The sequence below is a fragment of the Pedobacter sp. BMA genome, from assembly GCF_001027745.1.
In the GTDB taxonomy this organism is placed as follows: domain Bacteria; phylum Bacteroidota; class Bacteroidia; order Sphingobacteriales; family Sphingobacteriaceae; genus Pedobacter.
The window spans coordinates 149433-174444 of the sequence record NZ_LECU01000005.1 but is presented as its reverse complement, the minus strand read 5'-3'; the positions used below and the strand labels follow the sequence as shown (position 1 = coordinate 174444).

The following is a 25012-nucleotide window of genomic DNA, read 5'->3' as shown; positions in this document are numbered from 1 at the left end:
TAGTAAAAGGTTTTATGATGAAGTACCTTCTGAATCAATTTCTGGTGAATAAAGTGAAATGCATGGCCTGGCTTTTGGTTTTGTGGGTTCAGGTTTTCACAGCCCGGGTAAGTGCACAAGTATTTAGCGGTTCAGGAATTATCCCTAAGCCTGTTGTTGAGCTGAGACAGTCGGGTAGCTTTTTGATTCAGAAAACAACCCGGTTGTATGTTGCCGGTGCTACGAAGCTGAGTACTTCATTTTTTGATCAGTACCTTGAAGATCTATCGGGTTTTTCATTGTTGCGAAGCAATAAAGCGGAGCCTAAGGGTATCAACCTGATCGTTGATGCGGGATTGAAGTTGAAGTCTGAGGCGTACCTGCTCGATGTTTCCAGTCAAAATATTACCATAAAAGCGATTGATGAAAGAGGTCTCTTTTATGGTTTACAGTCGCTGGTGCAGCTAATCAGAAATGAAGGGAAGGTTATTACCGTACCGGGATATCACATTGAGGACGCACCTCGTTTTGCTTACCGGGGTATGCATCTGGATGTGGCACGGCATTTTTTCAGTGTTGAAGTCATTAAAAAATGGCTGGACGTACTGGCTTTCTACAAGATCAATACTTTTCACTGGCATTTAACCGATGACCAGGGCTGGCGGATTGAGATTAAAAAATATCCCTTACTTCAAAGCCGGTCGGCCTATCGCAATGAGACCCTTATCGGACATAAAAGGGCTAATCCGCACCGTTTTGATGGTAAAAGATATGGTGGCTACTATACGCAGGAAGAAATAAAAGACATTGTTGGTTATGCCGCTGCACGCCAGATTACGACCATTCCGGAGATTGAAATGCCGGGACATGCTCAGGCAGTATTAGCGGCCTATCCCAACCTGGGTTGTACCGGAGGCCCTTATCAAACCGCAACTTACTGGGGTGTTTTTGACGATGTTTTTTGTGCAGGCAATGAAGAAACCTTTCACTTTCTTGAGGGGGTGCTGGACGAAGTCATCCCGTTGTTTCCATCGGCCTACATTCATATAGGTGGCGATGAGTGTCCGAAAACCCGCTGGCATGGTTGCCCGAAATGCCAGAAAAGAATTAAAGAGGAGAAGCTTAAAGACGAGCATGGATTGCAATCGTATTTTATCGCCCGTATGGAGCGATACCTGAATGCTAAGGGGAAAAAGATTATTGGCTGGGACGAAATTCTGGAAGGTGGACTGGCACCCGATGCTACCGTAATGAGCTGGAGGGGATTGGAAGGTGGCATTGCTGCCGCCAAACTGAAACACGATGTGATTATGACGCCTGAAAAGTTTCTTTATCTCGATTACTATCAGTCGCTCAACAAAAGTGAACAAATTGCTGCAGGTGGCTATCTGCCCCTACGGAAGGTTTATGATTACGAACCCATGCCTGCCGAATTGAATGCAGAAGAACAGCAATACATCAAAGGGGTGCAGGCGAATGTGTGGAGCGAATATCTTAGCGATGCATCCAAAGCGGAGTATATGATATTTCCGCGTGTGATTGCCCTTGCGGAAACGGCCTGGTCGGCAAAAGCGCAGAAGGACTATCCTGATTTTCTGGCTCGCTTACTGGCGAATGGGCGGTTTTTGAAAAAACTGAACTATTCGACCGCTTATTATGACATCGCTTGTGAAAGTGTGGACGCTGCGAAGGGGTTTAAGCTCAGTACTGATTTGCCCAATGCCGAAATCCGTTATACTTTAAACGGTAAAAATCCAGGTACGACCAGTCAAATATATCGCAGTTTGATTGTAATTGACAAAACCGGAACATTGAAAGCTCAGCTTTTTAAGGCCGGTAAACCCAACGGGAAGTTGTTTGAACAGGCGATAGTTAAAAGTATGGCTTCAGGTAAAAAAGTTATACTTAACACTGCGGGGCAGGGCAATTATAATATTGATCCCCAGCGCTTAACCAATGGTATTCAGGGTTCTTATTTATATAATAGTGGAGAGTGGCTGGGATTAAGCGGAGGTGACTTTGAGGCGATAGTTGATTTAGGTGAAGAAAAGACCGTGCGTGAGGTGGGCATCAATACATTGAATTATCAGTGGCAAAAGATGCATCCGCCTAAATTGCTGGTGGTGGAGGTTTCTACAAATGAGCAATCGTTTAAAGAAGTATCGAGGCAAACGGTTTTTAGCCAGGAAGGAATTAACAGTATTCTGCACCAGCTTCATCCTGTTCAAGCCCGTTACGTACGCATCAAAGCCAGTAATGTTGGCGTTATACCTGATGGTTTTTATGGTGCCGGAACAAAAGCCTGGTTAATGTTGGACGAAATTATCGTAAATTAAATGACTATACTAATCGTTTTGCTTTGCATTGCGCTGTTAATCGTACTGATCTCGGTTTTTAAGGTCAATGCTTTTATTTCTTTTTTGCTGGTGTCGTTTCTTGCCGGGCTGGCGCTGGGTTTACCGCCCGCAAAAATCCCTGGTAGCATAGAAAAGGGGATCGGCGACGTACTGGGATCATTGGCCATTATCATTACTGCAGGAGCTATGCTGGGTAAACTGGTGGCTGAGAGTGGTGCTGCGCAAAAGATTGCTCAGGTAAGTATGCAGGTATTCGGGCAAAAGTACATTCAATGGGCTATGGTGCTGACGGGATTTCTGATTGGTATTCCGCTTTACTACGGTATAGGCTTTGTGCTAATGGTACCGCTGATTTTTTCGGTAGTGTATCGGTATAAATTACCTGCCTTGTACATCGGTTTACCCATGCTGGCTGCGCTATCAGTTACCCATGGTTTTTTGCCCCCGCATCCCTCTCCGGCGGCTTTGGTTGTGCAATTTAAATCCGATATGGGGCTGACATTGTTGTACGGTCTGGCGGTTTCCATTCCGGCGATTATTATTGGCGGCCCCATATTTTCGCGTACGTTGAAAAATATCAATGCTGTTCCTATCGCTTCTTTCAGCGCTGTTGAAATCGCTGATCAGGACCTGCCGAGCGGATTTAAAAGTTTTTTCACCGCCTTACTGCCGGTTATTTTACTGGCTGCAGCATCTTTCTTTCCGCTTCTACTAAGTGCTGATTCAGCCATTTTGCCCTATATCTTATTTGCCGGCCACCCATCTGTGGTGATGCTGATTGTATTGATTGTGGCCACCTGGTTGCTGGGTTTATCTCAAGGGAAAAAGATTACTGCGATTATGGGGATTTACGGTGATGCGGTGAAAGACATTGCCCTGATTTTATTGATTATTGCCGGTTCCGGCGCTTTAAAACAGGTTTTGACACAGAGTGGCGTAAGCAACCAGATTGCGGGTTATCTCCAGCATGTTGAACTGGAACCACTTTTCCTGGCCTGGCTGATTGCTGCGGTTATCCGCTTTTGTGTGGGTTCTGCCACCGTTGCGGGTTTAACCACTGCAGGGATTATTGTGCCACTGATGGAGCAAACACATACCAATCCAAACCTCATGGTATTGGCGGTAGGTGCCGGGAGCCTGATGTTCTCGCACGTAAATGATGCCGGCTTCTGGATGTTTAAAGAATATTTTGGCTTAAGTTTAAAAGACACTTTTAAATCATGGGCATTAATGGAATCAATAGTTGGCATTGTTGGTTTACTTGCCATACTTTTACTACACCTGATTATAGCTTAATTATAACACCTATATAAAAATGGAAAATTTAACTCCCGACGAACGCTTCGAACAATTAAAATTAAACCTGCCACCAGCACCTGCACCACTGGGTGTTTATAAGCCTTGTTTGGTTGATGGAAAATATTTGTATCTGAGCGGACATGGACCAGTTCAGGACGACAAATCATTAATTATCGGCCGTATCGGGTCAGATTTAAATCAGGACGAGGGTAAGCTTGCAGCTTTGCAGGTAGGTTTAACCATGTTATCGACTATTAAAGCCAATTTAGGCAGCCTGAACAAAGTTAAACGGGTAATTAAAGTATTGGGTATGGTAAACTGCACACCCGACTTCGAAAAACACCCATTCATCATTAACGGATGCAGTGAGCTTTTTGCAAAAGTATGGGGTGAGGAAAACGGGATTGGTGTACGAAGTGCAGTAGGATTTGGCTCTTTGCCAGACAATATCCCGGTAGAGATTGAGGCTTTATTCGAATTGTTTTAAACATGGAAAAGGAGCAAGCCTGGTACCTGCTGCCTGATGAAGCGCATATTGAAACGCCATCCCTTATTTTTTATGAGGAGCGTTTAACGGCCAACATCGGTTTGCTGAAAAGCATGATTAACCGGATTGAGCGGTTACGGCCGCATATGAAGACTTATAAGTGCAGGGAAATTACCAGGCTGCTGTTATCGGCAGGCATCAATAAGTTTAAGTGTGCTACCATCGCTGAGGCAGAAATGCTGGCTTTAGATAGGGTACCTGATGTTTTGCTTGCCTATCAGCCTGTGGCTGAAAATATGAGCCGGTTGTTTAAGCTTAAATGTCGGTACCCTGATACGGCATTCAGCTGCCTCGCAGATAGCCTGGAAATAGCCCGGCAACTTTCTGCAAAGGCTGTAGAAGAGCGCGCTGAATTGGATGTGTATATCGATTTGAATGTGGGTATGAACCGAACAGGCCTACTTCCCGGAATGGCTTTAAGTTTATTGGAAAACCTTCAGCATCTTCCGGGTATAACTGTTGTTGGATTGCATGCTTATGATGGTCATATCCATGATGCAGCGCTGGAGGCAAGGATCGAGAAATCGGCACCTGTTATCAAACAGTTACTGGATTTGCGGGAAAAGGTTGAAGCGCATTTAGGCTATGGCATTACCATTGTTGCCGGCGGTACGCCTACTTTCCCCATCTACGCTGCAGAAACAGATTTTGAGTGTAGTCCCGGTACTTTTATCCTTTGGGATAAAGGCTACCAGGATGCTTATCCGGAACAGCCTTTTCAAACCGCTGCACTGGTAGCGAGCAGAGTAGTATCACTTCCGGATGAGGGGTTGGTATGTACTGACCTCGGTCACAAAGCGGTTGCAGCAGAAAAGGAATTGAGGAACCGCGTGTTTTTTATTAATGCACCGTTGCTTGAGGTTCAAAGTCAGAGTGAAGAGCATCTGGTATTAAGTACTGCCGAACCTGAGGCCTACTTGCCTGGCGACATGCTATATGGATTACCTTATCATGTTTGTCCAACAGTGGCGCTGCACGAAAGTGCAATTTGCCTGAGAACAGATCGATCCCTTGATTACTGGGATATCATTTCCCGAAAAAGAAAAATTACCATTTAAGAAATAAGCATGTTTACAATAGACGCCCATTTGGATTTGAGCATGAATGCTTTGGAGTGGAACCGTGATTTAACACAGGAGGTTTCATCGATCAATAAGCGGGAAGAGGGTTTAACTGATAAGCCCGACCGGGCATTGGCAACGGTGTCGCTTCCGGAGTTGCGAAAAGGAAATATTGGTTTGGTGGTAGCTACCCAGATTGCGAGATATGTGGCCCCCGATAATCATCTGCCTGGCTGGCACTCGCCGGAGCAGGCCTGGGCCCAAACACAGGGTCAGCTGGCCTGGTATAAAGCCATGGAAGATGCGGGTGAAATGTTTCAGGTTTATAACCTGGAGACGCTTGAGAAACACCTTTCGTTGTGGCGGAATGATCAGCCTGCAACTGAAAAACCAGTGGGCTACATTTTGAGTCTGGAAGGTGCTGATTCTTATGTTACGCCGCAACATCTGGAACGGGCATGGGAGAATGGTCTGCGGGCTGTTGGTCCGGCGCATTATGGCCCCGGCAGGTACGCGCAGGGGACAGATGCTACAGGTAAGATGACCCCATTGGGGCATGAATTACTGAAGGAAATGGAGAGATTAAATGTTATCTTAGACGCGACGCACTTATGTGACGACAGTTTCTGGGATGCATTGGGCCGTTTTAGCGGACATATCTGGGCTTCGCACAACAACTGCCGTAGTCTGGTTAACCATAACCGGCAGTACAGCGATGAACAGATTAAAGCGCTTGTTGACAGAGGTGCCGTGATTGGTGCAGCGCTTGATGCCTGGATGATGGTACCGGATTGGCAAAGGGGAATTTCGCAACCAAGAGCGATGAACTGTAATCTGGAGGTGATGATTGATCATATTGATCACATATGCCAGCTTGCAGGCAACGCATTGCACGTGGGCATAGGTTCAGACCTGGACGGCGCCTTTGGCAGAGAGCAGTGTCCTTACGACCTGGAAACCATTGCTGACTTACAGAAAGTGCCGGATTTATTTAAAAAACGAGGTTACACCGATACTGATGTCGAAAACCTGATGCATGGAAACTGGCTACGTTTCCTGAGGAAGGCCTGGGCATAATATTTAGCTGATATGAATAAAAAACTACAAATTACCCTATGCCTGAGTCTGGCATTTTCAACATTTAACATTCCGGGCTTTGCACAAACGAAAGGCACGCTTCCCTTATATAAGAATGCAAAAGCACCTGTAGAAAGCCGGATTAAGGATTTACTTTCTCGGATGACTGTTGAGGAAAAAGTGGGACAGATTTCCATGCCATTGGGCTGGCCTATGTATACCAAGAATGGTAATGAGGTTGAAGTAAGTGAGGCCTTTAAAAAATCGTTAAAGGAATCGTATACGGGAATGTTGTGGGCAACATTGCGTGCAGATCCCTGGACTAAAAAGACCCTGGCAAATGGATTAAATCCTGAACTTGCGGCAAAAGCAACGAATGCCATCCAGAAATATGCGATTGAAAACACGCGTTTAGGTATCCCTGTATTGCTTTCTGAGGAGGCTCCCCATGGTCATATGGCCATTGGCACAACCGTTTTTCCAACTTCAATAGGGCAGAGCAGTACATTTGATCCTGAGTTAATTGAGAAAATGGCTGCTGCAATTGCTGAAGAAACACGGGTGCAAGGCGGACATATTGGTTATGGCCCGGTGCTGGATCTGGCTCGCGAACCGCGGTGGTCGAGGGTGGAAGAAACCTATGGTGAAGACCATGTACTGATCAGCCGGATGGGTGAGGGTATGGTCCGTGGCTTACAGGGGAAGTCGGTTAACAGCGGTGTGAATGTAGTGGCGACCTTAAAACACCTGGCTGCTTATGGTGCTCCGGAGGGTGGGCATAATGGAAGCAGCATCAACCTTGGCTTGCGGACGTTACATCAGTTTTATTTACCCCAGTTTAAGGCTGCTGTAAAAGCGGGCGTACTGTCGGTAATGACTTCTTATAATTCTATTGACGGTGTTCCCTGCTCTTCTAATTCGGTTTTGATGAAAGATATCCTGCGTCAGGACTGGGGCTTTAAAGGTTTCGTGGTTTCAGACTTAAACAGCATTTCAGGGCTAAAAGCCAACCATCATGTTGCGGCAACCGATGCCGATGCGGCTTCATTGGCCATTAATGCGGGGTTGGATGCTGATTTAAGTGGGATAGGTTATGGAAAATCCCTGCTGGATGCCATCAAACAGGGTAAAGTTTCTGGTCAGGTACTGGATACTGCCGTGAGCAGGGTGCTGCGGATTAAGTTCAGGATGGGTTTATTTGAAAATCCTTATGTTGATCCACAGGTGGCTAAACAAAAGGTAAGGGATGCCGGGAAAATCGGGATTGCCCGCGAGGTTGCGCGTGAATCGGTAATTCTATTAAAGAACCAGAATCAACTGCTTCCACTGAGTAAAAAATTAAAAAGTATTGCGGTTATAGGCCCTAATGCCGACAATGTGTATAACCAGTTAGGCGACTATACTGCGCCACAGGCAGATGGAAATGTAGTTACCGTTTTGCAGGGTATTAAAAATAAGCTAGGCGAAACAACGAAAATCAACTATATAAAAGGTTGTGGCATCCGTGATACGATGTCAAGTAATATCGATGACGCGGTATCGGCAGCGAAGAAATCTGATGCGGTGGTGATTGTACTGGGTGGTTCGAGCGCGCGGGATTTTAAAACGGAATATATTGAAACCGGTGCTGCGAAAGTGGATGCAAAAGCACAAACGGTTAGTGATATGGAAAGTGGTGAAGGTTATGACCGTGCAACACTTGATTTAATGGGCGACCAGATGAAGTTGCTGAAAGCAGTTATGAAAACAGGGAAACCTGTTGTGCTGGTATTGATTAAAGGCAGGCCTTTAAACTTAAACTGGGCTGCTGAACATGTCCCTTCGATACTTGATGCCTGGTATCCGGGGCAAGAAGGTGGTAATGCCATTGCTGATGTCCTTTTCGGCGACTACAATCCTGCAGGAAGGTTAACGATTTCGGTACCTAAATCTGTTGGACAGCTACCGGTTTATTATAATGCGCGCTATCCTGAGAAACATGATTACATTGAAATGGATGCTAAACCCTTATATTCTTTTGGATTTGGTTTAAGCTATACCACTTTTGGCTACCAAAATCTTCATATGGTTGCGAATACGGGACAAAAAACGGTGAGTGTTAAAATTGATGTAAAAAATACCGGATCTATTGATGGCGATGAGGTGGTACAGCTTTATCTACAGCATAAAAAATCGTCGGTTGTATTGCCTGGTAAACAACTGATAAAGTTTCAAAGAGTTGCTTTGAAGGCGGGGGAACAAAAGACGCTGAGTTTTACTTTGAATAAATCGGATCTTGAAATTTATAATCAAAAAATGCAATGGGTGGTAGAACCGGGTGCTTATCACTTAATGGTGGGTGGTTCGTCAGATGAAATTAAGCTGGAGGGCGACTTTGTGATTCAGTAGGCCATTTGGCGACGGTTCATTTGATCTTAATCCAGGGGGCGTAGCAAAAAAATAGGGCGATCAACCATTACAGCTGACCGCCCTTAAATTAACGCTCTCGGAACAAAGGTACAATTAATTTTGAATTATGCAAAAATATTAAATTTTGTATGATTAGTATTACTTTTAAATGAGAATTAGCCGATGTGCCTATTTCTCTTTCTGCTCAGATTTCGCCTCAGAAACGTGATTTCGGCTTAATCTTTGTTAAGGGTATGACTTAATATTTAAACCTATTTTATATCCAGAAGATGAACAAATTTCAAGCCCTATCCCGTAAAACATTCTCTTATTTTCTCATTTTAGCTGTGCTTTTCTTTTCTGCATGTTCAGAGACGCCGGAACGATTTTTTGATATTGCCATATTGAACACGAATATGATCAATGATTTTGCCAGTCCAGATCTTGCAAGGCACATTAATGACGAAACCAAAGAATTCCCTGACATCCCATCAAGTAAAAAGAAGGGCAATGAAGCCGTTACCAACATCACCAATAAGATTTTATATCTGGAGCAGTCGCTCGACAAAGTGAAGAAGCTATCTGTTTCCGGCGATGAAGAACAGGAAATCAAAGCGTTGTCCACATCATTGTACGAACTGGTTATCCCGGTCTATAAAAATGAGTACATGGCTTATGCGAAACTTTGTGATGCTAAAGGCAGCCAATCGGCTAAAGAAGTATTGATCAAAGATATTGATCAGAAGTATGGAATGCGTTTTGAGCAAAATTATAATCGTTTGATGGAGAAGGGCAAAGCATATGCGCAGGAACATGGTATTCAGGTGAACTGGGGCCAGTAGGGTATAAAAAAATCCCTTACAGAAATGTAAGGGATTTAAATTTGATTTTTGATGTACTCAGAGCGGGAATCGAACCCGCACGCCTGTTAAGGGCACAGGATTTTAAGTCCTGCGTGTCTACCAGTTCCACCATCTGAGCATTTGGTTGATTCCGAAACCGGAAGCCAAATTTAAAAATAAATGCCTCCTGGTAGGAAGGCATTTAGAGCGAAAGACGAGATTCGAACTCGCGACCCCGACCTTGGCAAGGTCGTGCTCTACCAACTGAGCTACTTTCGCATGAACAAAACCGATATGCTGTTTCGTTTTGGTGATGCAAATATAGAGAGATTTATATTTCTGTCAAGGGATTTTTTATTAAAAATTTAATATTTAATTTAAATTGCTGGCTTTCAGGGCAACAAAAATTAAATCATTTTCAAATCCTCTTCCCTGAAGGTAGCTGATGAGTTTCATTTTTCTTTTTAAGGGGTTTGTTTCGTTTAGAGAAGCCGCTTTTTTCTCAGCCAACTGTATCAGGGTTTCGAGATATTCATCATCGTTCATACTGTATAGCGCTTTTTGAAGAATCCGCTCGGGGACACCTTTAAGTTTTAATCCCTGTTTGATTTTTGTACGGCCCCATTTTTTGATGCGGAATTTTCCTGAAGCATATTGCAATGCAAAGCGTTCCTCGTTCAAAAAGTTATTGGTAATCAGATCAGAAAGAATTTCTTCCAGCTCATCGCCACGCATTCCCCATTCCACCAGTTTGTACCTGACTTCTTTTTGAGACCGTTCCTGATATACACAAAAACTTTCAGCCTTGGCTGATGCCTGTTTTTTATCTAATATTGCTGTCTCTTCTTTACCGCTTTTCATAATTATTTACTGAAATTCGTAAAAATAAAAACCTTTAGCATATTTTTCTTAATATAATCACATGCTGGACCCAATATATACCCTCTCTACCATCGCCGGGATTTTAAATTCCGATACCCGGTTACTTGATGGAGAAGTGGTTATTCAATACCTGATTATCGATAGCCGTTCGGTATTTATGCCTGAATCTGCTTTGTTTTTCGCGTTGGTTTCTCACCGCAACGGACATGAATTTATAGCGGATGCCTATAGTAAGGACATTAGAAATTTCGTGATCAGTAGTCCACATTATATTGATCAATACCCAGATTGTAATTTTATTTTAGTTGACGATGTGTTACGTGCTCTTCAAAAGCTGGCCATTGCTCACCGGAATTTTTTTAAACTCGATACTATTGGTATCACTGGGAGCAACGGTAAGACAATTGTTAAGGAGTGGCTCTATCAGCTGCTGGCTGCCGATTATAATATTGTAAGGAGTCCGAAGAGCTATAATTCTCAAATCGGTGTACCATTTTCGGTTTGGCAGATTGATACTGATCATACACTTGGAATTTTTGAAGCAGGCATATCTGCCATTAATGAAATGGAGTTGCTGGCCGATATCATTCAGCCAAAGATTGGAATTTTAACCAATATTGGGGAGGCACATGCAGAAGGCTTTGCTTCAAAGAAACAAAAGTTAAAAGAGAAATTGAAGCTGTTTGAAAACAGTGACCTCTTTATTTATTCGCCTGATTATGTAAATGAGGTGAACTTTAAGGCGCTGCCGGGCAAACGAAAGTTTAGCTGGAGCACTAAGGCTGAAGCCGATCTTCGTATCATTGCGATTGAACCTATTGAAAGCAACTGTTACCTGAGGGCTATATTTGAGGATAGGGAGATTGAGTGTATGCTTCCTTTTAAAGATAAGGCTTCAATAGAGAATGGCATGATCTGCTGGGCTACTTTATTAGCTATGGGTTATAGCGCACAGCAGGCAGATTCGCGTTTGGAAAAGCTAAGTCATGTAAGTATGCGGCTTGAACTCAAAAACGGTATTAACCAATGTTCGATCATCGATGATTCTTATAGTGCTGACATTTCTTCGCTGGCCATAGCGCTCGACTTTCTCAATCAGCAGAATCAGCATGCGAAGAAAACTGTTATTCTTTCTGACTTATTTGAAACGGGCAGAGAGGATGAGGATTTGTATGGTGAAATTGCCGGTTTACTGGCACAGAAAAATGTGAATCGGCTGATAGGTATCGGAACGCAGATTACGCAGTTTTCGACACTTTTTGAAATGGAGACACAGTTTTTTGAGAATACTTCAGCATTTATAGAGGCGTTTCCGGGTTTAGTATTTAATCACGAAACGGTTTTGGTTAAAGGAGCCCGCCGTTTTGAATTTGGGCGGATCAGTAAATTGCTAACGCAAAAAATCCACGACACGGTTTTAGAGATTGATTTAAATGCCATGGTTGGCAATCTGCAGTTTTATCGTTCTAAATTAAAATCAGGAGTAAAAATTATGGCGATGGTTAAGGCCTTCTCTTATGGAAGCGGAAGTTTTGAGATTGCCAATTTGCTACAATTTCACAAGGTGGATTATCTGGCCGTGGCCTATGCAGATGAAGGGATAGCACTGAGAAAAGCCGGGATTAGCTTACCTATTATGGTAATGAGTCCTGAGGAATCAGCGTTTGAAGCGATAGTCAAATACAATCTGGAGCCTGAAATCTACAGCATCGGGATACTGAACAGCTTCCTTAATGCACTATCTGATTATGACTTTGATTATCCGGTACACATCAAAATAGATAGCGGTATGCATAGATTGGGCTTTGACGAGCGTGAAATTGATCAGCTCCTGATCTCAATTAAAGATTCTCAGCGGATAAAGGTAAAGAGTATCTTCTCTCACCTGGTAGCAAGTGCAGAAGCGGAGCATGATGGTTTTACGCAACTGCAGATTGATCGTTTTGGAGTTACTGCTGCAAAACTTATTGATAGTTTGGGCTACAGGCCTTTGCTGCATATTTCGAATACCTCGGGTATTAGCCGCTGGCCCGATGCACAACTGGATATGGTTCGTTTGGGAATAGGTTTGTATGGTTTCGATTCAGGTATTTTAGCGAATAAAGGCTTGCAAACCACTATGGTACTTAAAACTACAGTGACCCAGGTAAAGGAACTTACTGCAGGAGAAACAGTTGGGTATAGCAGGAGAGGGGTAATGCCGGATGGGGGGAAAATTGCTACTGTAAAAATTGGGTATGCTGATGGTTATACCCGCGCATTTGGAAATGGGACGGGTAAAATGTTAATCAACGGTCAGCTGGTACCTACTATTGGTTCGATTTGTATGGATATGACTATGCTTGATGTAACCGGCATTGATGTAAAGCCTGGTGACGAAGCGATTGTTTTTAATCATGAGCACAATATCATGACACTTGCTGAGGAAATTAATACGATTCCATATGAAATACTAACCAGTATTTCCCAACGTGTGAAGCGGGTTTACTTTTATGAATAAGTGGTTGGGCTGATGAGTAATGAACCAATTCAGTTTGTAAAGAATTTTGAATAAGTTTGCAGCATGAATAAGATCGGGAAAGCTATTTTAAACTATATCATAAAAGGTTTATTAATTGTTGTCCCCATTGCTGTGAGTATTTTTATCGTGGTGTGGGCAGTTACAACCGTAGATAGCTGGTTAAATGTGAATAATATTCTGGGTGTGAACCCTAAAACAGGGGAAAGCCGGAATATTCCTGGTTTAGGTTTACTTACTGTTTTGACCATTATTTTAATGGCTGGTATTTTTGTAACGAATCTGGTTACTGAGCCGATGTACAACTGGTTTCAGCGGATGATGCAACGAATGCCGCTGTTTAATTTTATTTATTCTTCCATAAAAGATTTAACTGAAGCATTTGTTGGTGACGAAAAGAAGTTTAATCACCCGGTTTTGGTTGAAGTAGAAGGCGGTTTGAAGAAAATCGGATTTCTAACACAGCCACATCTTGAAAAACTGGATTTGCCCGATGAGGTAGCTGTTTATTTTCCGCTGTCATATTCTTTTGCCGGCCAGCTTTGTATTGTAAATAAAGAGCGGGTTAAAGATTTGAATATGAGTGCTGCTGATGCAATGAAACTGGTGGTGAGCGGCGGTGTAAGCGGACTTTAAAAAATATTCCGTCCACTAAACAGGAGGATCGTGATGATGAGAAAAGCAAGTAAAATCCTGGTGTAGTATTCACGGATAAATAAGCCGGTTAAAACCAGCAAGTCATCATCGATATTGCTATGAATTAAACCGCTTCCTGACGATGAGTTGTAGATAATCTGTTTATCTGTATGGTTGTTCAATGACCACCTGCTTAACCAACTGTTTTGAAAACCCCAGTCAAATACTTCGCCGGAGGGGAACTGTACTTTGGCTTTAAAATTTAACCAGTCATAGCGGATAGTCGCGATGATCTCGTTCTGGTTGTTTAGAATCTGTGTTTCAGGATTTGAATAACCCTGGCTTCTCAAAAGATAAATTTCCTTTTGTGTAGTGGCAAATGCTGAATTTTTTAGCGAGTTAAAGTTGATTGAAAATTTAGGCGTAGCATGATCAAACACCTGATAATGGCTGTCGAATAAACCTTTTCTCCAATTTAATATTTGCTCCATCAACTTACCGTGCCTTTATTGTTAAGACTGCGGAATAAACGAATCGTTACAGAAATTGTTTGTTAAATAAAAAAGCCCCCATAAAGTGTCTGACTTTGTGGGAGCTTTATATCGATTAGCCTTTTACATCAGGAACATTCCAGTTTATTTTCCTGATTAGAAGTTAGGTTTAAGGACATATTTGTCGTAGAACCTGAAAATATGTTCGGCAGCTTCTTCAGCAGTGTCTACTAAACGGAAGAGGTTTAAATCTTCTTCGTGTATGTTATGTTCTTTCTCGAGCATGGTATTTTTAATCCAGTCGATTAATCCGCTCCAATAATCTTTTCCAAGCAATACGATTGGAAAGCGGGCAATTTTACCGGTCTGAATTAAAGTTAAGGCTTCAAAGAGTTCATCCATAGTACCAAATCCACCCGGAAGAACCACAAAGCCCTGGCTGTATTTCATGAACATTACCTTGCGGACAAAGAAGTAATCAAATTCCAATAGTTTATTGTGATCGATATATTTGTTATGGAACTGCTCGAAAGGAAGTTCTATATTCAGACCCACTGACTTGCCACCATTGGTATGTGCACCTTTATTTCCGGCTTCCATAATTCCCGGGCCACCTCCGGTAATCACCCCATATCCACGATCGGTTAATAACTTACCGCACTGTTCCGCCAGTTGATAATACCTGTTTGTTTGCGCGGTCCGTGCAGAACCATATATAGTAACACAGGGGCCTATCTTGGCCAATTTCTCGAATCCATCTACAAATTCGGCCATGATTTTAAAAATCTGCCATGAATCTGTTACTTTAATTTCCTGCCAATCTTTATTTTCAAAAGCACTTCTTATTTTTTCTTCACTCGTCATAAATTCTGTATTCTAATATTAAAATCTGGTTTGCGTGTCTGTTTTTTTACTGATGAAAAGCAAACCAATAAATGTGATTAAACCGTTGATTAAGATCAGTTCAACACTGAAAACGTAGCCACCAAATAACTCTTTGGAGTAGCTTGAAAGCAAGTAACATAAAAAAGGCGATAATATGCAAACAATTGGTACTATTTTATCGTGCAAACCTCTTTTTTTTACGAAAAGTCCGAAGCTGTATAAGCCCAAAAGTGGCCCGTAGGTATAGGAAGCGATGGTGAAAATTAAACTAACTACCGACGAACTGTTTACGGCATTGATTACTATTATCACCAGAAACATGAGTACGGAGAAAGCAACGTGTACAGTATGACGTTTCTTCACTGCATCTTTCGCATTGATGTTATCTTTTTTTGCCATTCCCAGGAAGTCGACACAAAATGATGTTGTTAATGCGGTAAGGGCCGAGTCTGTTGTGGCAAAGGTAGCGGCCGTTAACCCCAGCATAAATATAATGGCGGGTATCGCCCCGAGGTTGTTCAGGGCTATCTCCGGAAATAATAAATCTGTTCTGGGCTTCCCGGTGATGTGATCAAGGGGAATATCTATTCCGTTTTTAGCAGCGAAAATATACAGTAGTGCACCAACGCTCAGGAAGAAGACATTTAAAATTACGAATACACCTGTAAAGGTGAACATGTTCTTTTGTGCTTCTTTAATGGTTCCCATGCTCAGGTTTTTCTGCATTAAATCCTGATCCAAGCCTGTCATGGCGATAGTAACGAAAATGCCACCTATAAACTGTTTACCAAAATAAAACTTGTTGGTCAGGAAATCTTCCAGAAAAAATATTTTTGAATAGCTGCTGTTTTTTACCGTTTCAAATGCCTGTGGGATATTGAAATCAAGGCTATTGCAAATGAAATAGATGGTTAAGAAAACCGATAAAACCAGGAAAAATGTTTGCAGGGTATCGGTGATGATAATGGTTTTTAATCCGCCCTTAAAGGTGTATGACCAGATGAGCGACAGGGAAATCAGCACTGTTAACCAAAATGGAACGTGATAATTGTCGAAGATGAAGCGCTGGAGCACGATTACTACCAGATACAATCTGGTAGCAGAACCAAGCGTACGGCTTAACAGGAAGATGGATGCTGCGGTTTTGTAACTGTAATGGCCTAATCGCTGCTCTATATAACTGTAAATGGAGGTTAAATTCATTCTGTAATACAGCGGCAATAACACTGTACAGATGATGATAAAGCCAACGGCATTTCCCAGTACGAACTGAAAATACTGAAACTGATTGCCTGCGGGGGCACCCACTTCACCGGGAACGGAGATAAAAGTTACCCCTGAAAGTGCAGTTCCAATCATTCCAAATGCAACCAGATACCATTTTGAGTTTCTGTTGGCAACGAAAAATGAATTGTTATCCGAAGAATCTTTAGAGGTGACAAAGGAAATGATAATGAGCAGTAAAAAGTAACCGATCAGGAAGCATAACAGTATGGTTGGCGACATAGATTTGTTTTAAGAAGATAAATGTATGAAATTACTAATAAAATCAATAGTTAGATAGTTCATTAATTCAATTGCTCATCAGCAATTTGTTCAATATTTCATTAAGCATCTAGCCGGCAAACTAATGCCTGTTCGATCAATGAACTAATAAACATTTTTACATATTTTTGCGATATGAATTTTTCATCCAAACTGCTTGAAGATGCAGTAAACGAATTCTCGAAATTACCTGGTGTGGGACAGAAGACGGCGTTGAGGTTAGTTTTACATCTTTTAAATAAGGAACAGGAGGAGGTGAACCAGTTTGGAAATACGCTGATTAAGTTAAAGCAGCAGATTAAAAATTGTAGCATTTGCTACAATATCTCAGATCACACGATTTGCGAGATTTGCACTTCACATAAGCGGGATAAGGAAACCATTTGTGTGGTTGAAGATACGCGCGATGTAATGGCTATTGAAAATACCGGGCAATATTTTGGGGTGTACCATGTTTTGGGCGGGTTAATCTCTCCGATGGATGGCGTTGGTCCTGCTGATTTGTACATTGATTCGCTCGTTCAACGTGTTGGAACCGGTGATGTTAAAGAAGTAATCCTGGCCTTGAGCCCTAATATGGAAGGTGATACTACCTTGTTTTACCTGTATAAAAGATTGAAGGAATTTAATGTTCCGATTACCACCATCGCCAGAGGAATTGCCTTTGGCGGAGAATTGGAATATACCGATGAAATTACCCTTGGACGTTCGATTGTTACCCGTGTGCCTTACGAAAACGCGATGATGAAGTAGTGTTGACGATCAGCGGTAAATGCAGCAAGTAAAAACTAAACAACAACCATTTAATGAAAGATAAAGTTATCATCATCACCGGTGCATCAAGCGGAATTGGAAAAGCTTGTGCCGAGGAATTTGCTAAACGTGGCGCAAATCTTGTTTTGGCTGCCCGTCAATATGTTACGTTATGTGAAATTACCGCTGATCTGGAAAAACGATACGGTATAAGGGCTGTTGCTGTTCAGGCGGATGTGAGCAAAGAGGAGGATTGCGAACTGATCATCAAACAAGCACTTGTTTCATTTCAAAAAATAGATATTCTCGTTAATAACGCAGGATTATCTATGCGTGCTTTGTTTAACGATCTGGATTTATCAGTACTAAAGAATTTAATGGATGTTAATTTCTGGGGCACGGTTTATTGTACAAAATATGCTTTACCGGAGATATTGAAAGCAAAGGGTACTGTTGTCGGGGTTTCATCGATTGCCGGTTTCAGGGGATTGCCAGGACGTACGGGTTATTCAGCATCGAAATTTGCGATGAACGGCTTTCTTGAATCGCTGAGGACTGAGCTTTTGAAAACCGGCGTGAACGTATTGGTGGCCTGTCCGGGATTTACGGCCTCGAATATCCGAGTTACAGCTTTATCAAAAGATGGCGCTGCGCACGGAGAAACTAGCATGGACGAAGGAAAAATGATGACATCTGAAGAGGTTGCAGGTATTATAGCAGATGGTGTTGAAAAACGCAAACGCACTTTGGTGATGACAGGTCAGGGTAAGCTAGCCGTTTGGATGAACAAGCTGTTTCCTGCTTTTGTAGACAAAAAGGTTTTTGATTTATTTTCAAAGGAGAAAAACCCATTGATCTAGATTAAAGTTGAAGTGTTAGATGTGGGTTTTGGGCGTCTAGCCAAAAATGATTCCTGTATTTTAAAAGTTGGGGCAACCTGATTATTGCAATCCGTTTGCCGAACTTTTTCGTTTGTTAAGTGTTGACTGAAAAAAAATCAATATGCTTCAAAAACTAGTTTTAGTAATGCTCTTATTCCAAACCATTATATCCTCAGCACAAGTAAAAACAGTTAAAAATATCAATTACGCGGGCACTACTGCCGAGAAAAATACGCTCAACATCTTCTATAAAAACGACGGCGTAGCGGATAAGCCTGTTTTGATTTTTATACATGGCGGTTCATGGAGTAGCGGAAAAAAAGAGACTTACTGGTGGCTGGGGCGTAATTTTGCCAGAAAAGGAATTGTCACAGTAATCATTAATTATCCTCTGGCTCCAGATGCTCAATATGGTAAAATGGCCGATGATTGTGCTTTAGCTGTAAAGTGGGTAAAGGAGAACATTTCCGGATATCAGGCCAATGCAAATATGCTTTTTGTAATGGGTCATTCTGCAGGCGCGCATTTAGCAGAACTCATCAACAGTGATCCGAAATATTTTCAGCATGCCGGGATCAAAAACCCAATTAAAGGAGTGATTTTAAATGACCCTTTTGGTTTGGATATTCACGAATATTTGACTGAAGCTGAAAAGGATGACTATTATTACGATTTCTTAAGAACTTTTACCAACCAGCCAGCGGTTTGGAAAACAGCGTCTCCACTGGAATATGTTAATCAGATCAAAAATCCACATTTGCTTTTTTATGGCAGTAAAACCTACGGTGCAATTAAGCTGCAAACCCCGAGGCTGTATGAAAAATTAAAAGCGAATAAGGTTCCTGTGGAAATCAGGGAAATTAAAGGTAAAAGTCATGTGCCTATGATTAGTCAGATGATATTTGGTGGGAACGATTTGTACAAAGACATTGTAACGTTTATCAACCATCAATCCTAAGCTTTTCTGTACTGTCGAATAAGCTGTAGTCCATTACTGTTTTCCCTTCTTCATTGTGGTAATGCATAATTCTAAATATCGCGTTCCATTCTATGTCTTCATCCTGATAGCTTGTCCGGGTATGTATTGTTTGTGCAAAGGTATCATCGAACGCCCTTAAAATCACAAAGATCTCCACCTCCGCAATTTTGAGTTCGTCTAAACTTTTTTCAAAAACCGGACTGTCTTCATTAACCGGATGCACTAATGTCCAGTTCAGGGAGAGTACGCTGATTTTGCTACGCTCCAGTTCCAACGGATAAAAACTCCTTTTGAGTTTTCCATCAACAGTCTCATTATAGGTCATGAACATTTGTGCTTCTACATCAATCAGGGCATTTTTCCTGAGATTAGCCAAACGGCACATGAGTCCGGTTTTACCTTGGTATGGTGCAACAACCATTTTCTTGCTGAAGATGACTTTTGATGTCGGTCGGCTGAACCGTCCATACAGTAAGCCTGTAGCCAATGCAAAGGCCAGCAAACCGAGCATGCTTTCAAACGCCGCTAAAATACTGGTAATAAAACCCTGAGGTGAGATGTGTCCGTAACCCACTGTGGAAATGGTTTGCGCAGAGAAGAAGAATGCATCGAAAAACTGGTCGCGCAATGTTGTACCCTTGGCGCCATCTAAGTTTTCGATGCCTACAACATTATAGGCAAAGGCAAAAAAGGTATTTACTATGAGGTAAGTAACCAGAATAACCAGGAAAAATCTTGACCAGCTCATGGTAACAAGGCGCGTATACGTATCATCAAATTTGAACCACGGTAAACCTGTACGCTCGATATTAGGCGTTCCATCGGTATTTAGAACGCGTTGATTTTTAATAACCGGACTTGAGCCGAAACCCAGATCATCATTGAATTGTACTTTTCTCTTGAAAAAAGCCATATATTTTTAGAAAGATTTTGGAATTATAAAAAAGTATGTCAATATTTGCTTTATACAAACATGATAATTAAAAACTTAAATAACAATTGGTGGTGGCATAACGAAATTCGTTAGGCACATTCTATTGTTATATATTTCAAAATATTTTACAAAAAACGAAGAGGATTGCCCAAAAAGCAATCCTTTTTTTATGCGATTTTTTTACAGGCCTAGGGTTCTGCAATCAAGGAATAAATTAATAAACGGTTTGAGAAATACGAACCAGCGCTTGAAAACATTAATATGAAAAGAATATTAAACCATTTATTTGAGAATAAAAGTTTCAGCAGGGAAGAGGCGAAGAATATCCTGATCTCGATTACACAGGGTGAATTTAATTCTTCACAGATTGCCGCGTTTATTACTGCCTATGCCATGCGTAACATTACAGTTGATGAGTTACAGGGGTTTCGGGATGCGATGCTCGATTTAGGGATCAAAGCTGACTTTTCTGATTATGAACTCATTGATTTATGTGGTACAGGTGGCGATGGAAAAGATACCTTCAATATTTCCACCCTGTCTTCTTTTGTGGTTGCAGGTGCAGGTCACAAGGTGGCTAAGCATGGTAATTATGGTGTATCATCGGGTTGTGGTTCGTCAAATGTGATGGAATATCTGGGCTATAATTTTACTAACGACCAGGATACGCTGAAAAGGAACCTGGATGCGGCAGGCATTTGTTTTCTGCATGCTCCTTTATTTAACCCGGCGATGAAAATTGTAGCCCCTATCCGTAAGGAATTAGGTGTAAAAACCTTTTTTAATATGCTTGGACCAATGGTTAATCCCTCACAGCCCAAATATCAGATGGTTGGGGTTTTTAGCCTGGAACTGGCTAGGTTATATGCCTATTTGTATCAGGATACCACGAAAAACTATACCATTGTACATGCACTGGAAGGCTACGATGAAGTCTCGCTTACCTGTGATGTAAAAACGTTTACGAATAAGGGGGAACAGATTTTAACGCTTAATGATATGGGTTTTGAAAAAGTTCCGGTAAATGCGATTAAAGGAGGAGATACCGTTGAATCATCAGCCAGAATATTCATGGATGTTTTAAACGGAACAGCAACGGATGTTCAGAACAATGTGGTTTTATGCAACTCGGCACTGGCCATCAGAACCATTAAGCCGACATGCTCTTTCGCCGATTGTTATTATGAAGCGGAAGAATCGTTAGCCAGCAAAAAAGCCCTGGAGAGTTTCAAAAAGCTGGTAGCGTAATGAAAGAAGTTAAGTTAAAGGTTTGTGGAATGACACTGGCCGCAAATATTGCCGCAGTAGCCAGTTTGCGTCCGGATTACATGGGATTTATTTTCTATAAGCAATCGCCAAGAATGATTACCGATGTATCTGCCGAGCTGATTAAATACATCCCTTCCGAAATCAAGAGTGTTGGTGTTTTTGTTAATGAGGAACTGGCGGTGGTGAAGAAGAAGATTCAGGATTATCAGTTAAAAGCAGTTCAGTTGCATGGTCAGGAAACTGTGGAGTACTGCGAAGACTTAAAAAACAGTTTTAACCAACTGGAGGTGATCAAAGCATTTGGAGTGGATGTGCACTTCGACTTTAGGGTTTTAAACGGTTATCAGAAAGTAACAGATTATTTTCTGTTCGATACTAAAACCAAAGCTCATGGCGGATCTGGTAAAACTTTTGACTGGAAGATTCTGGAGCACTATACCCTTGATCAACCTTACTTTTTAAGTGGAGGAATTGACCTGGAACATGCGGCGGCAATAGCTAAAATAGAAGATGTACGATTATATGCCCTTGATATTAATAGCCTGTTTGAAGTGGAGCCGGGCATCAAGAATGCCGGTAAAATAAAAGAATTTATAACAGCAGTAAAATAAGCAAGTTTATACTGATTCGCGACTATCAGAGAGCATTTAAAATAACTGTTCACATTAAATCTTCGCTTTTCAGGCTAACAAAATTTACAGATATGAAATACAAAGTAAACGAAAAAGGATATTACGGAGATTTTGGGGGCGCATATATTCCTGAAATGCTTTATCCAAACGTAGAGGAATTGCGTCAAAATTATTTAAAGATTATTGATGATGCTGATTTTCAGAAAGAATTTCATCAATTGTTGAGAGACTATGTGGGTAGGCCTTCTCCGCTATATCTGGCTAAAAGATATTCCGAGCGGTTCGGTGCGAATATTTTCCTTAAAAGGGAGGATTTAAACCACACGGGCGCACATAAAATTAACAATACTGTAGGGCAGATTCTTCTCGCAGAGAAGCTTGGTAAAAAAAGAATTATTGCCGAAACAGGCGCGGGTCAGCATGGCGTTGCTACAGCTACTGTATGTGCTTTACGTAATTTAGAATGCGTCATTTATATGGGCGAAGTGGATATCGAGCGCCAGGCACCTAATGTTGCCCGCATGAAAATGTTAGGTGCAAAGGTAGTTCCGGCAAGTTCTGGAAGCAAAACCTTAAAGGATGCCACTAATGAGGCGATGCGCGATTGGATCAACAACCCGGTGGATACCCATTACATCATCGGCTCGGTTGTTGGTCCGCATCCATACCCGGATATGGTAGCTATTTTTCAATCGATTATCTCTGAGGAGACTAAAAAACAGTTACTGGAACAAACCGGCAGCGAACAACCAGATTATGTATTGGCTTGCGTTGGAGGGGGAAGTAACGCAATGGGTATGTTTTATCATTTCATGGATGACGAAGATGTAAAGTTAATTGCTGTTGAAGCAGCTGGCAAGGGTGTTTCAAGCGGATTATCTGCTGCGACAACCTACCTGGGTAAGGAAGGTGTTTTACACGGCAGCAGAAGTATTTTAATGCAAACAGCAGATGGTCAGGTAGTAGAACCGCATTCGGTTTCTGCGGGTTTAGATTATCCGGGAATCGGCCCTCAGCACGCACACCTGTTTAAAACAGGTCGCGGGCAATATGTTTCGATTACCGATGAGGAAAGTTTAGATGCGGGTTTATTGTGTACGCAACTGGAAGGAATTATTCCTGCGATTGAAAGTGCACATGCATTGGCTTACCTCGAAAAAATGGAATTCAAGGGTGGGGAAAATGTTGTCGTTTGCCTTTCAGGAAGAGGCGATAAGGATTTAGATACTTACATTAAATATTTCAATTTATAACCCTAAATCCCTTAAGGGGACTATGAGGTTAATCTTTAAACAAATAAAAGCCCCCTTGGGGGTTGGGGTTATGAACAGAATTAAACAACTCTTCGAAGAGAAGAAAAATATCTTATCAATTTACTATACAGCTGGTTATCCTAATACCGGCGATACCATACGAATTGCTGAAGCATTGGAGAAATCAGGTGCAGATATGCTTGAAATTGGTTTCCCATACTCCGATCCGGTTGCAGACGGACCAGTTATTCAGGCAAGCAGCAAGCAGTCGTTAGACCAGGGAATGACGCTCAAACTTCTTTTCGAGCAGTTAAAAGATCTACGTAAAAGTGTAACTATACCTGTTTTGCTAATGGGCTATGTAAATCCGGTGTTGCAATTTGGTGTAGAAAATTTTTGTAAAGCCTGTGCAGAAGTGGGGGTAGACGGGTGTATTGTTCCTGATTTGCCAATGGTTGAATACGAGGAGTTTTACAAAGGTTGTTTTGAAGAGCACAATCTAAGTAATGTGTTTTTGATCACACCGCAAACTGCTGAAGAACGAATTCACAAGATTGATGGATTAACCAATGGCTTTATTTATCTTTTATCGTCTTCAGCAACTACAGGGAAAAACCTTGAGGTAGGGGATACCACAGAAACTTATTTCAGCAGAATTCAAAATATGAAGCTGAAAAACCCTGCGATGATTGGTTTCGGAATCAGCGACAAGCAAACTTTCGATAAAGCGTGTTCATACGCTAATGGTGCAATCATTGGTACAGCATTCGTGAAAGCGATAGCGGATGGAAATATCGAGGAGAATGTTGATGATTTTATGAAGCAATTTAAGCCTTAGGTTACCCTGCAATTAAATTATAATGTTTCTATTTTTGACCCATAAAAGGAATGTAAGGTATATTTAAGCAGATTGGCTTATTAGAAACTTACATTCCTTATATGGTTAGTTAACTCAAGAACTAAATTCAAGTAGCCGGTTCCGTGATTGAACAAGCGTCTATTTATCATTTCATCCATCTTTAACGTTTAGAAAACGATTTGACAATTCAATGATTGTGAATCTCTGAAATGGTTTTACCTTTGCTTAACAGTGCTAGATTATTTATCACTAAGCAATTCCAGTCATGGGAAGTAAGGAAAGAATTTTACGTTTAAAAGAAGAAACCAGAACCAGTATTCTGGATGCAGCCCTGAACATTGTTCAAACTGAGGGATGGCAGGCTTTGAGTATGCGTAAAATTGCTGATCAGATTGAATATACAGCGCCTATAATTTATGAATACTTTCCAAACAAGGAAGGGATTTTACTGGAACTGACCAGAAGGGGTTACCAGATTTTAGGTAAGGATATTCGTGAAGCCAGAGACAAATATGAATCAGCTGCAGACCAAATGGAAGCCATGTGGATTGCCTATTGGAACTTTGCATTTACCCACAAAGAATTTTATCAGCTGATGTATGGTGTTGATATGGTTTGTTGTACGGTGAAGAACTCTATGACTGAAGCGGAGCAGGTTTCTGCAATGCTAGGTGATGTGATTGAATCTTTATTTATCAAGCAACCTGTCTCTGAAAACGACATTTGCATGAAATATTACACCTATTGGTCGATTATCCATGGATTGATTTCTATTAACCTGGTTCGCCCGAATGGAAGAACCACAGACGAACTAAACCAGCAAATATTGAAAGATGCCATTAAAGGTATTACACTTTCTATTAATAGTTAATTTTTTTTTACCCGCTAATCTAACGCTGTTAGATTATTTATATACCATAAATCCACTATAATTTTTAATCATAT

Annotated in this window: 22 protein-coding genes and 2 tRNA genes; 17 read left to right on the top strand and 7 right to left on the bottom strand. The window is 41.6% G+C overall.

All coding sequences use genetic code 11. From position 1 onward, the window contains the following. Window positions 1–14 precede the first annotated feature (14 nt). The 7 genes from AB669_RS10260 to AB669_RS10230 all read left to right on the top strand — a co-directional run bounded on the left by AB669_RS10260 (window position 15) and on the right by AB669_RS10230 (window position 9550). Window positions 15–2315 carry a glycoside hydrolase family 20 protein gene (locus tag AB669_RS10260; protein ID WP_197082393.1) on the top strand — a complete coding sequence of 767 codons (2301 nt, stop codon included), beginning with the start codon at window positions 15–17 and terminating at the stop codon, window positions 2313–2315. After that, window positions 2316–3632 (top strand): gluconate:H+ symporter, encoded by a 1317-nt coding sequence (locus AB669_RS10255; RefSeq protein ID WP_047799218.1) that lies wholly within the window; start codon window positions 2316–2318, stop codon window positions 3630–3632. It abuts the gene before it with no gap. A gap of 19 nt (window positions 3633–3651) precedes the next feature. After that, window positions 3652–4122, top strand: a complete 471-nt coding sequence (locus AB669_RS10250; RefSeq protein ID WP_047799217.1) for a RidA family protein — start codon at window positions 3652–3654, stop codon at window positions 4120–4122. Between the two features lie 2 nt (window positions 4123–4124). Then, window positions 4125–5240 (top strand): D-TA family PLP-dependent enzyme, encoded by a 1116-nt coding sequence (locus tag AB669_RS10245; protein WP_047799216.1) that lies wholly within the window; start codon window positions 4125–4127, stop codon window positions 5238–5240. Window positions 5241–5249: 9 nt separating this feature from the next. Further along, on the top strand, window positions 5250–6320 hold the full coding sequence (locus AB669_RS10240; protein WP_047799215.1) for a dipeptidase: 1071 nt from the start codon (window positions 5250–5252) through the stop codon (window positions 6318–6320). 12 nt (window positions 6321–6332) lie between these two features. Further along, a complete protein-coding gene (locus tag AB669_RS10235) occupies window positions 6333–8708 on the top strand; it encodes a glycoside hydrolase family 3 N-terminal domain-containing protein (protein ID WP_047799214.1) in 2376 nt (791 codons plus the stop codon). A gap of 290 nt (window positions 8709–8998) precedes the next feature. Next, on the top strand, window positions 8999–9550 hold the full coding sequence (locus tag AB669_RS10230) for a hypothetical protein (protein ID WP_047799213.1): 552 nt from the start codon (window positions 8999–9001) through the stop codon (window positions 9548–9550). Between the two features lie 54 nt (window positions 9551–9604). Here the strand turns inward: AB669_RS10230 and AB669_RS10225 are convergent. From AB669_RS10225 to AB669_RS10215, 3 genes are all read right to left on the bottom strand, one after another. Then, window positions 9605–9689 (bottom strand) — tRNA-Leu (locus tag AB669_RS10225). Between the two features lie 67 nt (window positions 9690–9756). Beyond that, a tRNA-Gly gene (locus AB669_RS10220) sits at window positions 9757–9829 on the bottom strand. 93 nt (window positions 9830–9922) lie between these two features. Beyond that, window positions 9923–10411 carry a regulatory protein RecX gene (locus AB669_RS10215; protein WP_047799212.1) on the bottom strand — a complete coding sequence of 163 codons (489 nt, stop codon included), beginning with the start codon at window positions 10409–10411 and terminating at the stop codon, window positions 9923–9925. A gap of 61 nt (window positions 10412–10472) precedes the next feature. Between AB669_RS10215 and AB669_RS10210 the strand changes: the two genes are divergently transcribed. Together AB669_RS10210 and AB669_RS10205 are read left to right on the top strand one after the other, a co-directional pair. Then, entirely contained in the window at window positions 10473–12932 is a 2460-nt protein-coding gene (locus AB669_RS10210; protein ID WP_047799211.1) for a bifunctional UDP-N-acetylmuramoyl-tripeptide:D-alanyl-D-alanine ligase/alanine racemase, read from the top strand. 63 nt (window positions 12933–12995) lie between these two features. Further along, window positions 12996–13586 carry a DUF502 domain-containing protein gene (locus AB669_RS10205; protein WP_047799210.1) on the top strand — a complete coding sequence of 197 codons (591 nt, stop codon included), beginning with the start codon at window positions 12996–12998 and terminating at the stop codon, window positions 13584–13586. Here the strand turns inward: AB669_RS10205 and AB669_RS10200 are convergent. The 3 genes from AB669_RS10200 to AB669_RS10190 form a co-directional block, all read right to left on the bottom strand. Continuing rightward, window positions 13583–14077: a hypothetical protein gene (locus AB669_RS10200; protein ID WP_047799209.1), complete on the bottom strand. Its 495-nt coding sequence runs from the start codon at window positions 14075–14077 to the stop codon at window positions 13583–13585. The genes AB669_RS10205 and AB669_RS10200 overlap by 4 nt on opposite strands. Window positions 14078–14233: 156 nt before the next feature. After that, entirely contained in the window at window positions 14234–14941 is a 708-nt protein-coding gene (locus AB669_RS10195) for a TIGR00730 family Rossman fold protein (protein WP_047799208.1), read from the bottom strand. A gap of 18 nt (window positions 14942–14959) precedes the next feature. Continuing rightward, window positions 14960–16468 carry a sodium:solute symporter gene (locus AB669_RS10190; protein WP_047799207.1) on the bottom strand — a complete coding sequence of 503 codons (1509 nt, stop codon included), beginning with the start codon at window positions 16466–16468 and terminating at the stop codon, window positions 14960–14962. Between the two features lie 174 nt (window positions 16469–16642). Between AB669_RS10190 and recR the strand changes: the two genes are divergently transcribed. The 3 genes from recR to AB669_RS10175 all read left to right on the top strand — a co-directional run bounded on the left by recR (window position 16643) and on the right by AB669_RS10175 (window position 19099). Beyond that, the gene (gene recR, locus AB669_RS10185) at window positions 16643–17260 is read left to right on the top strand and encodes a recombination mediator RecR (protein WP_047799206.1); all 618 of its coding nucleotides are present in this window, start codon (window positions 16643–16645) and stop codon (window positions 17258–17260) included. Window positions 17261–17313: 53 nt separating this feature from the next. Then, window positions 17314–18120 carry an SDR family oxidoreductase gene (locus AB669_RS10180; RefSeq protein ID WP_047799205.1) on the top strand — a complete coding sequence of 269 codons (807 nt, stop codon included), beginning with the start codon at window positions 17314–17316 and terminating at the stop codon, window positions 18118–18120. Between the two features lie 142 nt (window positions 18121–18262). Next, on the top strand, window positions 18263–19099 hold the full coding sequence (locus tag AB669_RS10175; RefSeq protein WP_047799204.1) for an alpha/beta hydrolase: 837 nt from the start codon (window positions 18263–18265) through the stop codon (window positions 19097–19099). On the opposite strand, the gene AB669_RS10170 is transcribed toward AB669_RS10175, so the two are convergent. Next, complete coding sequence (locus AB669_RS10170; protein WP_047799203.1) at window positions 19083–20033, bottom strand: ion channel; 951 nt, start codon at window positions 20031–20033, stop codon at window positions 19083–19085. The two genes, AB669_RS10175 and AB669_RS10170, sit on opposite strands and share 17 nt — an antisense overlap. A 282-nt stretch (window positions 20034–20315) precedes the next feature. Between AB669_RS10170 and trpD the strand changes: the two genes are divergently transcribed. The 5 genes from trpD (at window position 20316) to AB669_RS10145 (ending at window position 24938) form a co-directional block, all read left to right on the top strand. Then, window positions 20316–21302 (top strand): anthranilate phosphoribosyltransferase, encoded by a 987-nt coding sequence (gene trpD / locus AB669_RS10165; RefSeq protein ID WP_047799202.1) that lies wholly within the window; start codon window positions 20316–20318, stop codon window positions 21300–21302. Next, window positions 21302–21934 (top strand): phosphoribosylanthranilate isomerase, encoded by a 633-nt coding sequence (locus AB669_RS10160; protein ID WP_047799201.1) that lies wholly within the window; start codon window positions 21302–21304, stop codon window positions 21932–21934. The genes trpD and AB669_RS10160 overlap by 1 nt, the downstream gene beginning before the upstream one ends. Window positions 21935–22026: 92 nt before the next feature. Next, a complete protein-coding gene (gene trpB, locus AB669_RS10155) occupies window positions 22027–23208 on the top strand; it encodes a tryptophan synthase subunit beta (protein ID WP_047799200.1) in 1182 nt (393 codons plus the stop codon). 70 nt (window positions 23209–23278) lie between these two features. Further along, window positions 23279–24046, top strand: coding sequence for a tryptophan synthase subunit alpha (gene trpA / locus AB669_RS10150; protein ID WP_047799551.1), 768 nt, complete (start codon window positions 23279–23281; stop codon window positions 24044–24046). A 286-nt stretch (window positions 24047–24332) separates the two neighbouring features. Continuing rightward, window positions 24333–24938: a TetR/AcrR family transcriptional regulator gene (locus AB669_RS10145; protein ID WP_047799199.1), complete on the top strand. Its 606-nt coding sequence runs from the start codon at window positions 24333–24335 to the stop codon at window positions 24936–24938. The last annotated feature ends 74 nt before the right edge of the window (window positions 24939–25012 follow it).

What these genes read in the sequence shown, in the direction of transcription:
- AB669_RS10260 (WP_197082393.1), top strand. Translation starts at nt 15, where the DNA reads ATGATGAAGTACCTTCTGAATCAATTTCTGGTGAATAAAGTGAAATGC.
- AB669_RS10255 (WP_047799218.1), top strand. Translation starts at nt 2,316, where the DNA reads ATGACTATACTAATCGTTTTGCTTTGCATTGCGCTGTTAATCGTACTG.
- AB669_RS10250 (WP_047799217.1), top strand. Translation starts at nt 3,652, where the DNA reads ATGGAAAATTTAACTCCCGACGAACGCTTCGAACAATTAAAATTAAAC.
- AB669_RS10245 (WP_047799216.1), top strand. Translation starts at nt 4,125, where the DNA reads ATGGAAAAGGAGCAAGCCTGGTACCTGCTGCCTGATGAAGCGCATATT.
- AB669_RS10240 (WP_047799215.1), top strand. Translation starts at nt 5,250, where the DNA reads ATGTTTACAATAGACGCCCATTTGGATTTGAGCATGAATGCTTTGGAG.
- AB669_RS10235 (WP_047799214.1), top strand. Translation starts at nt 6,333, where the DNA reads ATGAATAAAAAACTACAAATTACCCTATGCCTGAGTCTGGCATTTTCA.
- AB669_RS10230 (WP_047799213.1), top strand. Translation starts at nt 8,999, where the DNA reads ATGAACAAATTTCAAGCCCTATCCCGTAAAACATTCTCTTATTTTCTC.
- AB669_RS10215 (WP_047799212.1), bottom strand. Translation starts at nt 10,411, where the DNA reads ATGAAAAGCGGTAAAGAAGAGACAGCAATATTAGATAAAAAACAGGCA.
- AB669_RS10210 (WP_047799211.1), top strand. Translation starts at nt 10,473, where the DNA reads ATGCTGGACCCAATATATACCCTCTCTACCATCGCCGGGATTTTAAAT.
- AB669_RS10205 (WP_047799210.1), top strand. Translation starts at nt 12,996, where the DNA reads ATGAATAAGATCGGGAAAGCTATTTTAAACTATATCATAAAAGGTTTA.
- AB669_RS10200 (WP_047799209.1), bottom strand. Translation starts at nt 14,077, where the DNA reads ATGGAGCAAATATTAAATTGGAGAAAAGGTTTATTCGACAGCCATTAT.
- AB669_RS10195 (WP_047799208.1), bottom strand. Translation starts at nt 14,941, where the DNA reads ATGACGAGTGAAGAAAAAATAAGAAGTGCTTTTGAAAATAAAGATTGG.
- AB669_RS10190 (WP_047799207.1), bottom strand. Translation starts at nt 16,468, where the DNA reads ATGTCGCCAACCATACTGTTATGCTTCCTGATCGGTTACTTTTTACTG.
- recR (WP_047799206.1), top strand. Translation starts at nt 16,643, where the DNA reads ATGAATTTTTCATCCAAACTGCTTGAAGATGCAGTAAACGAATTCTCG.
- AB669_RS10180 (WP_047799205.1), top strand. Translation starts at nt 17,314, where the DNA reads ATGAAAGATAAAGTTATCATCATCACCGGTGCATCAAGCGGAATTGGA.
- AB669_RS10175 (WP_047799204.1), top strand. Translation starts at nt 18,263, where the DNA reads ATGCTTCAAAAACTAGTTTTAGTAATGCTCTTATTCCAAACCATTATA.
- AB669_RS10170 (WP_047799203.1), bottom strand. Translation starts at nt 20,033, where the DNA reads ATGGCTTTTTTCAAGAGAAAAGTACAATTCAATGATGATCTGGGTTTC.
- trpD (WP_047799202.1), top strand. Translation starts at nt 20,316, where the DNA reads ATGAAAAGAATATTAAACCATTTATTTGAGAATAAAAGTTTCAGCAGG.
- AB669_RS10160 (WP_047799201.1), top strand. Translation starts at nt 21,302, where the DNA reads ATGAAAGAAGTTAAGTTAAAGGTTTGTGGAATGACACTGGCCGCAAAT.
- trpB (WP_047799200.1), top strand. Translation starts at nt 22,027, where the DNA reads ATGAAATACAAAGTAAACGAAAAAGGATATTACGGAGATTTTGGGGGC.
- trpA (WP_047799551.1), top strand. Translation starts at nt 23,279, where the DNA reads ATGAACAGAATTAAACAACTCTTCGAAGAGAAGAAAAATATCTTATCA.
- AB669_RS10145 (WP_047799199.1), top strand. Translation starts at nt 24,333, where the DNA reads ATGGGAAGTAAGGAAAGAATTTTACGTTTAAAAGAAGAAACCAGAACC.